This window comes from Marinomonas sp. TI.3.20 (assembly GCF_038155025.1).
Lineage (GTDB): Bacteria > Pseudomonadota > Gammaproteobacteria > Pseudomonadales > Marinomonadaceae > Marinomonas > Marinomonas flavescens.
On sequence record NZ_JBAKAS010000010.1, the window covers coordinates 39,144 to 53,640 of the forward strand.

At 43.3% G+C, this 14,497-nt stretch carries 15 protein-coding genes; 4 read left to right on the forward strand and 11 right to left on the reverse strand.

Annotated elements, in window-relative coordinates:
* Positions 1-7: 7 nt before the first annotated feature.
* From carA to V6259_RS11365, 4 genes are all read right to left on the reverse strand, one after another.
* Positions 8-1,138 (reverse strand): glutamine-hydrolyzing carbamoyl-phosphate synthase small subunit, encoded by a 1,131-nt coding sequence (gene carA, locus V6259_RS11350; RefSeq protein WP_341584601.1) that lies wholly within the window; start codon positions 1,136-1,138, stop codon positions 8-10.
* 259 nt (positions 1,139-1,397) lie between these two features.
* On the reverse strand, positions 1,398-1,949 hold the full coding sequence (locus V6259_RS11355; protein WP_341584602.1) for a DJ-1 family glyoxalase III: 552 nt from the start codon (positions 1,947-1,949) through the stop codon (positions 1,398-1,400).
* 103 nt (positions 1,950-2,052) lie between these two features.
* Positions 2,053-2,538: a GNAT family N-acetyltransferase gene (locus V6259_RS11360; RefSeq protein ID WP_341584603.1), complete on the reverse strand. Its 486-nt coding sequence runs from the start codon at positions 2,536-2,538 to the stop codon at positions 2,053-2,055.
* A 46-nt stretch (positions 2,539-2,584) separates the two neighbouring features.
* The gene (locus V6259_RS11365) at positions 2,585-3,412 is read right to left on the reverse strand and encodes a hypothetical protein (RefSeq protein WP_341584604.1); all 828 of its coding nucleotides are present in this window, start codon (positions 3,410-3,412) and stop codon (positions 2,585-2,587) included.
* A 254-nt stretch (positions 3,413-3,666) separates the two neighbouring features.
* Here V6259_RS11365 and V6259_RS11370 point away from each other — a divergent pair, with 254 nt between their 5' ends.
* Positions 3,667-4,461: a transporter substrate-binding domain-containing protein gene (locus V6259_RS11370; RefSeq protein ID WP_133012359.1), complete on the forward strand. Its 795-nt coding sequence runs from the start codon at positions 3,667-3,669 to the stop codon at positions 4,459-4,461.
* A gap of 87 nt (positions 4,462-4,548) precedes the next feature.
* The gene (locus tag V6259_RS11375; RefSeq protein ID WP_133012358.1) at positions 4,549-5,355 is read left to right on the forward strand and encodes an amino acid ABC transporter permease; all 807 of its coding nucleotides are present in this window, start codon (positions 4,549-4,551) and stop codon (positions 5,353-5,355) included.
* A 27-nt stretch (positions 5,356-5,382) separates the two neighbouring features.
* Here V6259_RS11375 and V6259_RS11380 read toward each other — a convergent pair whose 3' ends face one another.
* The 4 genes from V6259_RS11380 to V6259_RS11395 all read right to left on the reverse strand — a co-directional run bounded on the left by V6259_RS11380 (position 5,383) and on the right by V6259_RS11395 (position 10,056).
* Positions 5,383-5,826: a DUF6314 family protein gene (locus V6259_RS11380; protein WP_133012357.1), complete on the reverse strand. Its 444-nt coding sequence runs from the start codon at positions 5,824-5,826 to the stop codon at positions 5,383-5,385.
* 117 nt (positions 5,827-5,943) lie between these two features.
* Positions 5,944-7,029 carry an alpha-hydroxy acid oxidase gene (locus tag V6259_RS11385; RefSeq protein WP_133012356.1) on the reverse strand — a complete coding sequence of 362 codons (1,086 nt, stop codon included), beginning with the start codon at positions 7,027-7,029 and terminating at the stop codon, positions 5,944-5,946.
* A 3-nt stretch (positions 7,030-7,032) separates the two neighbouring features.
* On the reverse strand, positions 7,033-7,716 hold the full coding sequence (locus V6259_RS11390) for a Fe2+-dependent dioxygenase (RefSeq protein WP_133012355.1): 684 nt from the start codon (positions 7,714-7,716) through the stop codon (positions 7,033-7,035).
* A gap of 84 nt (positions 7,717-7,800) precedes the next feature.
* Positions 7,801-10,056: a TonB-dependent receptor gene (locus V6259_RS11395; RefSeq protein ID WP_341584605.1), complete on the reverse strand. Its 2,256-nt coding sequence runs from the start codon at positions 10,054-10,056 to the stop codon at positions 7,801-7,803.
* 218 nt (positions 10,057-10,274) lie between these two features.
* On the opposite strand from V6259_RS11395, the gene V6259_RS11400 reads away from it, so the two are divergent.
* Together V6259_RS11400 and V6259_RS11405 are read left to right on the forward strand one after the other, a co-directional pair.
* Positions 10,275-11,321: a Fe(3+) ABC transporter substrate-binding protein gene (locus tag V6259_RS11400; RefSeq protein ID WP_341584606.1), complete on the forward strand. Its 1,047-nt coding sequence runs from the start codon at positions 10,275-10,277 to the stop codon at positions 11,319-11,321.
* Between the two features lie 234 nt (positions 11,322-11,555).
* Complete coding sequence (locus tag V6259_RS11405; RefSeq protein ID WP_133012352.1) at positions 11,556-12,335, forward strand: acetoin reductase; 780 nt, start codon at positions 11,556-11,558, stop codon at positions 12,333-12,335.
* 100 nt (positions 12,336-12,435) lie between these two features.
* Here the strand turns inward: V6259_RS11405 and V6259_RS11410 are convergent, their stop codons facing one another.
* The 3 genes from V6259_RS11410 to V6259_RS11420 form a co-directional block, all read right to left on the reverse strand.
* Positions 12,436-12,918, reverse strand: coding sequence for a phosphatidylglycerophosphatase A family protein (locus tag V6259_RS11410; protein ID WP_341584607.1), 483 nt, complete (start codon positions 12,916-12,918; stop codon positions 12,436-12,438).
* Between the two features lie 61 nt (positions 12,919-12,979).
* Positions 12,980-13,930 (reverse strand): thiamine-phosphate kinase, encoded by a 951-nt coding sequence (gene thiL / locus V6259_RS11415; protein ID WP_341584608.1) that lies wholly within the window; start codon positions 13,928-13,930, stop codon positions 12,980-12,982.
* Positions 13,931-14,090: 160 nt separating this feature from the next.
* Positions 14,091-14,387, reverse strand: a complete 297-nt coding sequence (locus tag V6259_RS11420) for a YkgJ family cysteine cluster protein (RefSeq protein WP_133012349.1) — start codon at positions 14,385-14,387, stop codon at positions 14,091-14,093.
* Positions 14,388-14,497 lie beyond the last annotated feature (110 nt).

A 14,497-nucleotide genomic window follows, 5' to 3' on the forward strand; every position in this document is an offset into this window, starting at 1 on the left:
TTCCTGCTCAGGCTTTGTTGGCTTTGATGTTTTCGATAAACTGATCAAACAGTGGCGCAACGTCATGCGGCCCTGGGCTCGCTTCCGGGTGACCTTGGAAGCTGAACGCGCTCTTATCAGTACGGGAAAGTCCCTGCAAAGAACCATCGAACAAGGATTTGTGCGTCATCTTAAGATTGGCAGGCAATGTGTCTTCGTCTACCGCAAAACCATGGTTCTGGCTGGTAATCATCACAGTGCCTTTTTCAATGGCTTGTACTGGATGGTTAGCGCCGTGGTGACCAAATTTCATTTTCTTCGTTTGCGCGCCAGAGGCCAACGCCAATAACTGATGACCAAGACAGATACCGAAAACAGGAATCTCTGTTTCTAGAATCTCTTTGATTGCTTGAATCGCGTAATCACATGGCTCTGGGTCACCAGGGCCATTAGAAAGGAAAATACCATCTGGATTCAAAGCGAGCACATCACTTGCTGGCGTTTGTGCTGGCACAACCGTTAGACGGCAACCGCGCTCAACCAACATACGCAAGATGTTCTGCTTCACACCAAAGTCATAGGCAACCACGTGGAAATCGAATGATTCAGGGGTTGTATGGCCTTTTACTAGATCCCAAGTAGACTCCGTCCACTGGTAAGTCTCTTTAGCAGACACTTCTTTCGCTAAATCCATACCCTTAAGGCCAGGAAATGCTTTTGCCGCAGCAATAGCAGCGTTTTCGTCTAGATTTTCGCCAGCCATGATACAGCCAGATAGAGCGCCTTTTTCTCGCAGAATACGTGTTAACTTACGCGTATCAATATCTGCAATGCCAACAACGCCTTTTCGCTTTAAATAAGAGCCTAAAGACTCTTGTGAGCGCCAGCTGCTTGCCATCAAAGGAAGATCACGAATAATCAAGCCTTCACACCAAACGTTATTTGATTCTTCATCTTCAGAGTTAACGCCAGTATTCCCAATATGGGGATAGGTCAAAGTGACCATTTGTCGAGCATAGGAAGGATCTGTAAGAATTTCTTGATAACCAGTCATCGAAGTGTTGAATACCACTTCGGCTGTTGAGGAGCCATCTGCTCCGATCGACACCCCTTTAAATACAGTGCCGTCTTCTAGAGCAAGAATCGCTGATGTTGCCAAAGGAACCTCCCGTTTAGAGCCTATCAGGTTGCAAAAAAGCGAGAGAACCATCGGCTCATCTCGCTTTTAAGAAATTGCGTTTTTGCCGTTCATCCATTGATCAATAATCAAGGGATCTCGCGTTCAAAAAATCTGCCCAATTTTACTCTTATACGCCCTTAGCGTCCACCGCAAAGCCACGTAAATTAACAAAAACTCTGAGTTTATTTCAAAATTCAATTGACTTTATGGTCAAGAATAGATAATCGGCCACTATCTATTAGCACAAGAGTCCATCGGCTACTTCTTGAGCAACTTCATAGCCTTTTAGATTTCCTAACACAGCTAAAGAGAAGGTCATCGCAGCAGCAGGGCCCTGTCCAGTAATAATGTTATCGTCCATCACGATTGGCTGATCCGAGATATATTCTGCACCGATTAGGCCTTTTTCAAATCCTGGGTAACAAGTAGCCTGTTTATCCGCAACAAAACCATGCGTACCAAAAACTAACGCAGGTGCCGCACAAATCGCACAAAGCAACGCATCTTGAATGTCGTGCTTTTCCAATATATCGATCAATAATTCACAGTCACGTAAATGCTCAGCGCCAGGCATGCCACCAGGTAAAACAATGGCATCGTATTGAATGCCGACCACCTCTGGCAACAACACATCCGCTTCAATTTTACAGCCATTGGCGGCCGTAATATTCTTAGAATCATGTACGCTGGCTACCGTGACATTAACACCACCACGGCGCAACACATCGATAATAGTGATTGCTTCAATATCTTCACTGCCGTTTGCAATAGGGACTAATACATTACTCATGGTTTGATTCCTTCTTTCAATTCGTGCTTTCTATTTTATAAAAACTCACCAACAACACACATCGCTCTAGACTAGATAACATGGCAGAGGTGACAAATAAGCATTACACGCAGACATTTAATGTGAACAAACACGCGGTTTCTCGCCCTTGCTCCGTTGTATAGTAATTTTTACGGCGCCCTACTTCGTCAAAACCTAATGATTGATAAAGCCGTATCGCACCTATATTCGATTCACGCACCTCTAAGAGATACTCTATCACCCCTTGGGCGGCCGTTTGTTCGATCCAAGCAGACAATAACTGTTTAGCCAAGCCTTGGCGACGCTGAGTTTGATCCACCACAATCAGTTCTAATTCTGATTGCTCGAACAATAAAGACGCTGTTAACCAGCCAACCAGTGTTGTCTCATTGTGTTGCACGTCGGCTGCGCGCTCTTTTAAAGTCGCTTCGACGACCCAATTAACACGCGAGACGAGCGCCTCTTCGACCAGCGTCGCACTCCAAGGATGAGGATTCGACTCTTGATCCAGCAGGATAAGCGCTGCCGCATCAGCTAAGGTTGCAGGACGCACTATAAATGAGGTCATAACAAATTTCTTTTAGTCAAAATTAGAAAGCTAGCTAAAAATAGAACTAGCTGTTTTGAAACAAGGCACTCTGCATAATCTGCCAAGCGTCTTTGCGTAACTCGGGGATACGGTAGAGTTCAGGCAAACTCACAATGCGCGCGACGGGGAATGCCTTTATGGCGCAGTCCGCAGACAACTCATCATATAAGGTCGCAATATTGTCACCCGCCAACACCACTTTTGGCTCACCACGAAAAAATTGGGTGAAGCCCAATACAAAACTCTCTAATGCGCCCAATAACCAGTCTTGTCGCACTAAAAAATAAGGATTCCTCAACGCACCAGGCCAAGATAAGCCACGACAGTCCCATTCCTCGATAGGTGTTTTTAACAACGCCTGAGCCATTTTTAACGCTAAACGATCAATCTCTTCTTGTTGCGTAAATACCGTAGGCACTTCGCTTAAAATCAGTAGTTGATTCGCAAACACATACCCTCTTAGCTCAATTCGTGTAATCGCTGTCGTCGAAGACACGGCTTCAATAGGCACTTCTATATCAACCGCTAACTCTTCAATCGGTTGTAGATCTTCAACGACAATTTCAGGGCCTGCATTTAGCTGCTCGCGCAAATACGCCACCGATTGCTCTTTTTCTTCTGGAGCAATTTTAGCCACAGGTTCTGGCATTGCAGAGCCAAAGCCTTTAGAAGGCGTCACCGCACTAGGTATAGATTCAGTAATAGGCTCAAAGGATTGATCCATTGCCCAAGGTTGCGCAGGATAAAAAACCGTTCCTGTAACCTCATCAGAAGTCGACAACCAAGCCGTTACTCCCATCTGGGCTAAGCAATGCGTCTGAAAAGACTGTTTTTGATCCAATTCGCGCGTCATAGCACCCTTATATTCTCAGAAAAATGACACGATCTAGCCGATTGGCATCGTGACTTTATGAACTCTAATAAAGAAGCGAATATACGCTTTTGGCCAAAAACTTGCCACTTCACGCCCATTTAATCCTAATTTTAACGAACAATATAACAATCATCGATTAACTCCCTTTAGGATGACGTAGTCGGCCATTCTTGACCTGTGTATAATCCTAAGCAATCATCCCTTAACCATTTGCCTTCGAAGGATCACTATTCATGAAATCCCTCATTTCATGTCTTGCTCTTACCCTCGCTGTTTCTTTCAGTGGACTAAGCCAAGCAGACAATTTACCTAATTTAAAAGGTCGAACTATTGTCGCGGTAACCGAAAATGCTTACACACCGCTTAACTTTGCAGATCCGGCAACAGGAAAAGGCATCGGCTGGGAATACGATGCGATGAACGAAATTGCCCGCCGTTTAAATGCCAAAGTTGATTGGCAATTAAGCAGCTGGGATACCATGATCCAAGCAGTAAAACAGGGACAATATGATATTGGTATGGATGGCATCACTATTAATGCTGAACGCGCCAAACAAATCCAGTTTTCTGATCCTTATATGACATCCCAGCAATTCATGTTAGTGCGAGCAGATGAAACTCGCTTTGATGATGCTAAGTCTTTCGCGGCGAATAAAAACCTTCGTTTTGGCGCTCAAGCTGGTACCACCAATTTTTATGTGGCGGTCTATGATGTGTTAGACGGAAATGAAAACAACCCTCGTATCACCTTACTCGATACATTTGGCACCTCGGTACAAGCATTGAAATCTGGTGACGTAGATTGTGTACTCATGGATTCAACTTCCGCTCGCGGCTACATGGGCGCGAACCCTGGCAAATTTAAAATTGTCGGCGGCCCGCTTGGTTCCGAAGATTTTGGCTTTATCCTAACCCCTGGATCTGATCTTCTGAAACCGGTTAATGCGGCAATCAAAAGCATGAAAGCCGATGGCACTATGGAAGCGCTAAACAAAAAATGGTTTTTTGACTACAACCAAACAAAGTAAGCCTTCTGAACCATCACACTCTGTGTAGTGTGATGGTCAATTTCGATTCATTCAACCGCGATAGAGCGGTCTAGCTATTTGATAATTATGCCCTTTAAAAAGACCTTAGACCGTACCCCATGGTGGCTTGTCGCGACCATTATCATTTCATTAATGCTCATCTGGCATATGATTTCAGACCAAAGCTACCAACGCATTGCTGGGGCATTAAGCAAAGGACTGTTAACCACGCTAGGCGTGACATTGAGCGCTTTTTTCCTAGCCAGCGTGATGGGGTTATTAGTTGCTTTATCTGGATTTTCTCGCTTTCGTATTGCACGGGAACTTAGCCGCTTCTATGTGGAGATTGTTCGCGGCGTGCCGGTGCTTGTTTTACTCTTTTACATTGCTTTTGTCGGCGCGCCAGAGCTGGTTAAATTCTATAACTGGGTATTACAAATCCCCATTGAATCTGGATTATTAGATAAAGCCCAAACGCGCGACTTCAACATGCTATGGCGTGCTATTTTTGCGCTCTCTATTAGCTACAGTGCATTTATTGCGGAAGTCTTCCGGGCGGGCATTCAAGAAGTAGGTAAAGGACAAATTGAAGCAGCAAAGGCATTAGGTTTGTCGAACTGGCATCGCTTTCGCTTCATTACGTTTCCACAAGCCATCCGTAAAATTCTCCCGCCATTGGGCAATGACTTTATCGCCATGATCAAAGACTCGGCATTGGTCTCCGTGCTCGGTGTGCAAGACATCACTCAGCTTGGCAAGATATTCAGCTCATCGACTTTTCAGTTTTTCGAAACCTATAACGTCGTGGCGTTTATGTATTTGGTACTAACGCTTTCCCTATCTCTTATGATTCGAGGGTTTGAAGCTCACCTTAGACGCAATGATCATCATTGACTAAAGACGCGCTATCACTCGAATACATTATGTAAGCTTGGAGAAGCGTGTTTGAATCGAGTAATCCTTGTTCGGACCCACCACCGAAAAGCTCAGTTCAAATTTATCGTCTGACAAAAATTCAAACTTGGCGTCGTAATGATCTTTGATACACAAGTGGTGAGAGGTCAGGGTACTGGCTTGAGTAAACGCAAAACTCAAGAACAACTCGCCTTTCGTGGCGCCATCAGAAAAGTAAATATCAAACCCTGCGTCCGTCATCCTATAGGTGTAGCGTCTAAACGCATTGGGCTTTTTATGTTCTGAATTCGGCAAGACCATGGCTTCTTGAAAATCTAGCCATTGCTCATTATCGGTATGACGCTGAAAACTGGCTTTTCCGTTGATATTGCCAAAGCCCGAAATTACTCTCTGCACTTCCCAGTCTCCCAGAAAGTACGATAAAACGTCTTTTGCTGCTATTGCATACATGCACACAAACACTCTATTTTTGCCAAGATGGTTTACGAATAAGAAGACAGCTAGCACCCTAGCCGTGCTGCCACTCTCTCTAATTAGGAGTACTTATAAATTCAACAATTAACATTATTAATACAATAATTCTGGATTGATATCATCCAGCTTCTCAGTACCTGACAATGCCATCGCTACTTCAAATTCTTCGCGTAAAATACGTAACATATGAGCAACACCTGGCGCACCCGCAACAGCCAAGGCATAAAATTGCGCCCGACCTAACAATACAGCGTTCGCGCCAAGAGCAATCGCTTTAAAAACATCCGTTCCCCGCTGAATACTGCCGTCCATTAAAACCACAAAATCCTTGCCAACCTTCTGCCGTATTCTTGGCAATACCTCTATAGGGCTCGGCACACAATCTAGTGTTCTACCACCATGGTTAGATACAACAACCCCTTTAGCACCTATTTTCTGAGCTTTTAGAGCATCATCTGGATGTAAAATTCCTTTGATAACAACAGGCAGGCTAGTTTGCGCTATCAACCATTCAATATCTTCCCAAGTAGGTGCTTCGCTCATCATGCCCTGAAATACAATACTTTCATCAGGCATAAACTCTTTCGTAGGCAAGGGTGGACGGTGTATTAAATTAACAGCAGAAACATGATCAGGTAATTGAAATTTTGCACGCTGAGCCCGGTTACGAATACCATGAATCGCTGAATCAACCGTCACGGTCAACGCTGTAAACCCAGCCAACTCTGCTCGTTTCACTAAGTCTAAATTAAAATTACGGTCTAGTTGCCAATACAGCTGAAACCACTTTGGTGTGGTTAGATATGAGCTTATTTCTTCCAATGGCTGGCTACTCAAAGTACTTACCATCATACCCACATCAAGCGCACTGGCCGCTCGTGCGGTGGCGATTTCCCCCTCCTCATGCGCCATTCTTTGAAATGCTACTGGCGCTAACATTATGGGCGTACGCCACTGCTCTCCAAAAATAGTCGTGGCTGTCGAACCACGGGTGACATCTTTTAACACACGCGGGAATATTTTTATTTTGTCTAAAGACGCCCTATTTTCTCTGAGTGATATTTCATCAGCACCGCCGCCATACACATATTCATAAATAGCATGAGGGAGAACATTTTTGGCAAGACGTTCATAATCTGCAAGGCATAGCGCCTCATTAATAGAATTAGAAGAACTCATAAATTATGTATCTACATGCAGTCGAACAAGACGATGATATAAGGCACTTAACTTGATGACTTGTGGATTATCCAAGCCTTGCTCAGTTCCTAACGTTTGAATGGATTGATCTAAATCGTAAAGTATCTCACGCTGTTCATGATCACGAACCATGCTTTCAATCCAGAAAAAACTGGCGAGACGCTGCCCCTTAGTAACGGGCAAAACTTGATGTAAGCTGGTTGATGGGTACAAAATCATATCTCCTGCTTTGAGCTTAACTTTATGCTCTCCATAGGTGTCTTGCACACACAACTCCCCCCCTTCGTACTCACTAGGATTGTTAAGAAACAAGGTAGCTGATAGGTCAGTACGAAGTCGAAAGGGGGTATCCGGCACAATACGAATCGCATTATCAACATGCCATCCATAGTGCCCACCATTCTGATAAGCATTAAACAACGGTGGGTATATTTTACGCGGTAGCGCTGCAGAAACGAATTGCGGACTATTCGCCAACACTTGCAAAATATGATCGCCCAATTGGCGTGTCAGTGGATCATTAGAGGGTAATTGTTTATTTTTTTTTACTTTAAAAGCCTGCTCACCAGCACTCTTTGATCCTTCCTGCCAATCTGCAGCCGCCAAATGTTGTCGATACTGTTTTAACTCATGCTCAGACAGTACATTCGGAATAGTGATCAACATAATTTCTCTCTATAAAAATAAGCCAAAGGCAATTGGGGTTAGCAACTGCCTTTGACTTTAATGGCTCAACTCAGTAGCCATAAATTAAAATTTATATTTGGCCGTAATACTGGCAGAACGCCCAGCGCCTAAGTAAACAAAATTACCGCCGCGATAGATTGCTGTGTAGTATTCTTTATCCGTAATATTTTGCACATTCATTTGAAGGTCAAAATCTTTATTAACCTGATAAGTGGCAAAAGCATCGTACACAACATAAGAAGGAGCTCGTATGTTAGTGTCTGCAGATGTCCCTGCATCAGGTTGTCCACCTAAGATTTCACTAGAGTAGGTTGCTACTGCGCCAAGACCAAATTTTGGCGTGAAATGGTACTTCATTTGGAGGTTAGCGCTTCTATCAGCAAAATTGGCTTTTGGCTTACCAACATTAGTATCGTCGTAAGACTTTAATGTTTTAGACTTCATTATTGCAAGCCCTGCTTGCGCACTCAACTTAGGCGTTACATTACCAGATAAGCCAAGCTCAATACCTCGTACTCGATTTTTACCCGTATTCAGAGAACCGCCAGACTGATAGGAATCATTGCCTCCTTCAATCACATTGTCTTTCGTAATTTGAAACAGAGCAGCCGTTAATAATAACTTGTGATCCATCAAGTTCCATTTGGTTCCTACTTCTAAATTGGTTGTTTTTTCTGGCTCTGCATTGCTGTAGTTTCCATCAGAATCAACACAAACACCGCCATAGCCACAACCAGAAACAGAATCTATTTCCCCGCCATTAATATTAGAAGACGTTGACCAAGTAGCATAGACATTCCCATGCTCCCATGGAGAATATACAGCCCCAAAGTGACCATTAAAGAAGCCATCACTGTACTTATAATTCCTCTCAGCTACAGCGTTACCTCCGCGATCCGTCGATGCGGCAATAAATGCATCATAATCAAAATAATCATATCGAACACCACCATGCACTTCCCAATCGTCAGACAAAGTGACGGTATCCATTAGGTAGGCTGACAAGGTTTTAATTCTCGCTGTACTAGAGGCCTCATTATTTCTAGTGACAGATCCCTGCCATATAGAATTGTCTGCATTCAATGGGTCAACCGTAATAGGTAAGCCCGTTACGGTGTAAGCTCCCGTGCTATTTCGACCGCCATTCGCGTCTGTATGCTCATCAGCGTACTCAACACCCGCAACAAAAGAATTTCGTTTACCAAACAACATAGAATCCCAAATAAAGTTCGTTTGGTTTCCTACATATTCATTTTCCTGCCAGCCATTAAAGGCTGTAAATGATGAAGTGCCTTGCACCGCAGAAGTAATGTAATCGTTAAGCGTTTTACCGACTCGTGTTTTGTTTTCTAAGCGCAAATCATCAGTTAAATAAGCTTCTACCTTGATCGTTGCAATATCCGCTTCGCTTTTGTCAAAATCTAAGCCATTTTGTCCAACATAGTCATACTTTCTCACCTCTCCCGTATTGCTATCCATTGAATAACCAACATCTTGTTTGTCATTCGCTCGGAAGTAATAATAATCTGCGCTAATAGTAACGTCAGTATTTGGCTCATAAACCGCAGAAATCAGAAACCCCTCTTGGTCTATCGCGTCTTCTACGCGATCTGTATCTGCATCAGAGAGCAACGCATTAAATCGTATGGCAAATTCATCATTTACAACTTTGTTAGTATCAAGCGTAAAACGCCTCTTATTATCCGTACCTATGGTGCCACCAATGATGGCAAAATCTTCGTTATAAGATGCTTTCTTGGTTACTGAGTTTACCGCTCCCCCTGTCGTTCCACGACCTCCAAAAGTAGAGCTGGGGCCTTTAGAAATTTCCACCTGCTCTAAAGCAAAAGTTTCTCGAGAAATAAGGCCTGGCTCACGTAAACCATCGGTATACACATCACTTCTCGCTTCATAACCACGGATTATGTAACGATCGCCAAAGGAGTTGCCACCTTCTCCTGTACCTAAAGTAATGCCCGGTTGAGCGCTCAAAATAGACTCTAGATCCGTTTTACCAGAATCTTCTATCTTCTCCTTTGTCAAAACGGTAATGGTTTTAGGTGTATCCGCTATGTCTCGGGTATATTTCGAATCAGACATTTTTTTTGCTTTATACCCAGCCCCAGCCTCTGCGTATGGATTGTCGTCTCCTGCCACCTCAGTATCTTCAACTAATAACGTATCTAACGTTTTCTCAGCGGCAAATACTTGAGGTGCAAATGAAGCTGAAATAGCCAACGCTATTAAGCTCATTTTCATAGGAGCAAGCGACGCTGATCGACTGCCTTCGACTGAACTACGAATATTGATATGTTCCAATTAACTATCCCCGATCTAAAGTGATATTAAATTCTTATAAATGAGATTGATTATTATTAGCATTTAATAATTTTAGTCAACCTGATACGTCATAATGCTTACATTATTTTACAAATGAATTAGATGGAAAATTATGGATTTGATACTGGACATGAATGGTAATGATAATTAATATCATTACGTTATAAAAACTAAACACTCGATGGGTCTTATAGAAAATGAAATTAAACTTAACAATACCGCTTAAAACACTAGTAAATGGGGCGCTTATTACTGCTTTTGTAATGACTACCAACCTCTATGCCAGCGGTAATTTAAATGTATATTCCGCCCGAAAAGAAGCGCTTATCAAGCCGGCGTTAGATGCTTTTGCGAAAAAATACAGAGTAAATGTTAATTTAATAACCGCTAATGCGGATGTGCTTCTTAATCGACTGATAAACGAAGGCGATGCCAGCCCTGCAGATATTTTTATAACAGTGGATGCTGGACGATTATTTCGGGCGAAAGAAGCTGGTGTTCTCAAACCCGTTGAAACAGATTATCTAACCAAAACAGTTCCTGCTCATTTACGTGACAAAGATAACTATTGGTACGGTTTATCTCAGCGTGCACGAGTAATATTTTATAATCCGAAGCGAATTAATAAGTTTGACTTTTCAACATATGAAGACCTTGCCAACCCAAAATGGAAAGGCAAGATATGTACCCGTTCGTCATCAAATATTTATAATCAATCATTAGTTGCCTCGATGATTGCAACGCAAGGAAAAGAAAACACACTGAACTGGATAAAAGGCTTTGTGGACAACCTTGCTAGACCACCATTTGGCGGTGATACTGACTTACTTCATGCCGTGGCGGCTGGTGTTTGTGACCTGACTATTGCGAACACTTACTATTTTGGGCGCATGGGACAAAGCAACAATAAAACAGATCAAAAGACTTACCAAAGCCTCGCTTTATTTTGGCCAAACCAAGGTGTTGACGAGCGTGGTGCTCACGTAAACGTTAGTGGTATTGGGATGACTAATTCGGCTAAAAACACTCGGAATGCACGACGCTTAATGCAATTTTTAACGAGTGAAGACAGTCAAAAATGGTATGCAGACGTTAATAATGAATACCCTGTTAAAGTCGGTATTCCTGCACCGAGAAATTTACAAGTATTCGGCACATTTAAAGCTGACACCCTATCTCTGAGCGCCTTAGGTGAAAACAATAGGTTGGCGGTAGAGCTGATGGATCAAGGTGGCTGGAAATAAGCCACTAGAACTACTAAACCTCTCATTTTTTAGGCTCAAAATAAAAGAGGGTTCTCTTTATACAAAAGTAATCATCAACGTCATTTTCTTCGTTCTTTTTATCAGGTCACTTCTTGATCTATGTCTACTAGGCTCGTTGTTACTAGCAGTAGACTAATGTCGCGCGAGTGACATAAAAACGATTTTCTGCCACTCAATTGTATTGTTTCATCCACAACAACAAGGGGTAGGGTTATGTCATTACAAGGTAAAGTGGCACTAGTAACTGGTGCTGGACAAGGTATTGGTCGAGCTATTGCGTTACGTTTAGCAAAAGAAGGGGCTGATATTGCTCTAGTTGATTTAAACGAAGAAAAAATACTTGCTGTCGCTCGTAAAATAGAAGGCTTAGGACGAAAAACAGCCATTTTTAAAGCCGATGTTAGCGATCAAAAACAAGTCTATGCCGCGATCGACCACGCTGAAAAAGTATTGGGTGGTTTTGATATTATGGTGAATAACGCGGGTATCGCGCAAGTACAAGCGATTTCGGATGTGACACCAGAAGAGCTCGATAAAATCCAAAAAATAAACGTCGGCGGTACGCTTTGGGGAATTCAAGCCGCCGCGAAAAAATTTATTGCTCGCAAGCAAAAAGGCAAAATTATCAACGCATCTTCCATTGCAGGTCATAATGGATTTGCTCTGCTGGGTGTTTACTCGTCTACCAAATTTGCAGTTCGCGCTCTAACTCAAGCTGCGGCGCAAGAGTACGCAAGCCAAGGTATCACAGTGAACGCTTATTGCCCTGGCGTAGTTGGAACAGACATGTGGGTTGAGATTGATAAACGCTTTTCTGAAATCACCGGAGCAGCGGAAGGTGAAACCTACAAAAAATATGTAGAAGGTATCGCGCTTGGTCGTGCGCAAACACCAGAAGATGTCGCAAATTTTGTATCCTATCTTGCTGGCCCAGACTCTGATTATATGACAGGGCAAGCGCCATTGATCGATGGTGGCATGGTTTATCGTTAACCGATCAACAACATAAATGACAATACTAAAAAGCCACCATACATCTCGTATGGTGGCTTTCTTATCTGACCATCACAAAGAAATAACAGGTCTCTAGGCGCTAAAAAACGAAATGAACCAAGGCTTGTAGCACAACAAACGACATCACACCCGCTAGAATATCGTCTACCATGATACCAAAGCCGCCACCGACATTTTTATCCAACCAAGAAATGGGCCAAGGCTTCAAGATATCAAACAAGCGAAACAAAACAAAACCCAACACTATGTAAAACCAGCCTGCTGGCGCTAGCCACATGGTAATCCAGTAACCGACAAACTCATCCCAGACAATCCCAGAGTGATCATGAACACCTAAATCTTTGGCCGTTTTATGACAAAGATAAATACCCACGACCGAGGTAATAATCAGCATCAGTAAATATTGCTGATTCGTTAAATGCTGAAGAATAAAATAGAAAGGTATAACCGCCGCCAGCGTACCAAACGTACCTGGTGCTTTTGGTGCTGCGCCCGAACCTAAGCCGAATGCTAAAAAATGTATTGGATTTCGCCAAATGGAACGAGGTACAGGATGTGCCATGAATATTTTCCGTGTCTATTAAAATCTAAAATTAGAGTAAATAACCATCGTCATTTGCTCATTAAAAATGTTGCCAGCCTTCTAGCTCACCATGATAACCATCAATTTCAAAACCAGATTCCACGATGGTCCCTATTTTAGTGCAAGGCAAATGCAATGTCTGGGTAATTAACGAAATCTCTTCGGCCATCTCTGGCGACGCGGTAAAGCAAAGTTCATAATCATCACCACCGGTTAACGCAAGCACTGTTGCCAGCTCGGGTTGCCATTGGCACAACTCATTAGAAATAGGCAGTGCATGAACCTCTAATTTTGCCCCGACACCGGACGCCTTTAGTATGTGCTGAAGATCTTGCGCCAGTCCATCAGAAATATCCATCATCGCATGCACGACTCGTTTTAAGGCCATGCCGGCAATTAAACGCGGTTGGGGGCGCCAAAATCGATCATAAAAATAGTCAAAACGCTCGCTGGTTACTTGAACCTCTCCCGTGACAATCGGCACCGCAGCGCTGGCATCACCCAACAGACCAGTCACATAAATATCATCACCGACGTTAGCATGGGAACGCAGTGGTACTTGATCCGCTTCCACATAGCCATGCACTTGTAAGGTAATGGTTAATGGCCCTTTTGTTGTGTCACCACCAACTAAAATCAATCCAATGGGTTCTGCAAGCTCAGCCATGCCTTGCGCTAAACCGGCAAGCCATTGCGGATCAGATTCTGGAATCGTGAGAGCGAGAGTGAAAAAAGCGGGTTTCGCACCCATTGCCGCCAAATCACTCACACAAGTGGCAACGGCTCGGTAGCCAATATCTACAGGGTCTGCGTCTACTGGAAAGTGCCGCCCTTCTACTAAGGTATCCATCGAAAATACTAAGCTTTGACCAGAAGGCACCACGACTTGCGCGCAATCGTCCCCAATACCCAATAATATATCGTTACGCCCATGCGTATCCGCCATCATTGAGGCTTGGAAAATATTTTGTATTAACTCAAATTCTTTCAACAGAATACCCTTTTTCTGATACCGTTTAACGCCCGACCATAGCACTAGAAAATCTGACTATCGTACTAGAAAGCCTGACAATGAGACCCTACAGTGGCTGTTATTCATGGCTAAAGAGAATACCCCATTGGCCAAACAATGTCAGACACGGCATCGCGGCTTAGCGCCCTAAGATTTCAGCTCTTTCGTCAAGGCATTCATAGGAGCCCATTTCGAACTCTCGACAAATCCACGGGCGATTTTCATAAATAGTACACATCAAGGTGTCACGGTCGACCGCGGAACACCAGCCATCGTCTAAACGCAGCATGGTTTCTGCCCCCCATTCATCCACAGAAATATGCTTCTCTGGCACGCCTGTATCAGTAATAATCATGACCTCTAAGCGACAACAGCACGCCTCACAATTGGAGCACGAAACTTCTGGAACGGTGACATTTTTAATCGGAATGGTCATTGCTATCTATCGTTAATTAAGTCGCTCTATAGTACTGCAAAATACAAAGAGGTAATAATTGTATATTAGCCATAAAAAAGCCCCTGCATGATCACTTTTCAGTCATCCTA

Excerpts from the sequence above, each read along its gene's own strand:
- V6259_RS11355 (WP_341584602.1), bottom strand. The coding sequence starts at position 1,949 with ATGAGTAATGTATTAGTCCCTATTGCAAACGGCAGTGAAGATATTGAA.
- V6259_RS11360 (WP_341584603.1), bottom strand. The coding sequence starts at position 2,538 with ATGACCTCATTTATAGTGCGTCCTGCAACCTTAGCTGATGCGGCAGCG.
- V6259_RS11365 (WP_341584604.1), bottom strand. The coding sequence starts at position 3,412 with ATGACGCGCGAATTGGATCAAAAACAGTCTTTTCAGACGCATTGCTTA.
- V6259_RS11370 (WP_133012359.1), top strand. The coding sequence starts at position 3,667 with ATGAAATCCCTCATTTCATGTCTTGCTCTTACCCTCGCTGTTTCTTTC.
- V6259_RS11375 (WP_133012358.1), top strand. The coding sequence starts at position 4,549 with ATGCCCTTTAAAAAGACCTTAGACCGTACCCCATGGTGGCTTGTCGCG.
- V6259_RS11380 (WP_133012357.1), bottom strand. The coding sequence starts at position 5,826 with ATGTATGCAATAGCAGCAAAAGACGTTTTATCGTACTTTCTGGGAGAC.
- V6259_RS11385 (WP_133012356.1), bottom strand. The coding sequence starts at position 7,029 with ATGAGTTCTTCTAATTCTATTAATGAGGCGCTATGCCTTGCAGATTAT.
- V6259_RS11390 (WP_133012355.1), bottom strand. The coding sequence starts at position 7,716 with ATGTTGATCACTATTCCGAATGTACTGTCTGAGCATGAGTTAAAACAG.
- V6259_RS11400 (WP_341584606.1), top strand. The coding sequence starts at position 10,275 with ATGAAATTAAACTTAACAATACCGCTTAAAACACTAGTAAATGGGGCG.
- V6259_RS11405 (WP_133012352.1), top strand. The coding sequence starts at position 11,556 with ATGTCATTACAAGGTAAAGTGGCACTAGTAACTGGTGCTGGACAAGGT.
- V6259_RS11410 (WP_341584607.1), bottom strand. The coding sequence starts at position 12,918 with ATGGCACATCCTGTACCTCGTTCCATTTGGCGAAATCCAATACATTTT.
- V6259_RS11420 (WP_133012349.1), bottom strand. The coding sequence starts at position 14,387 with ATGACCATTCCGATTAAAAATGTCACCGTTCCAGAAGTTTCGTGCTCC.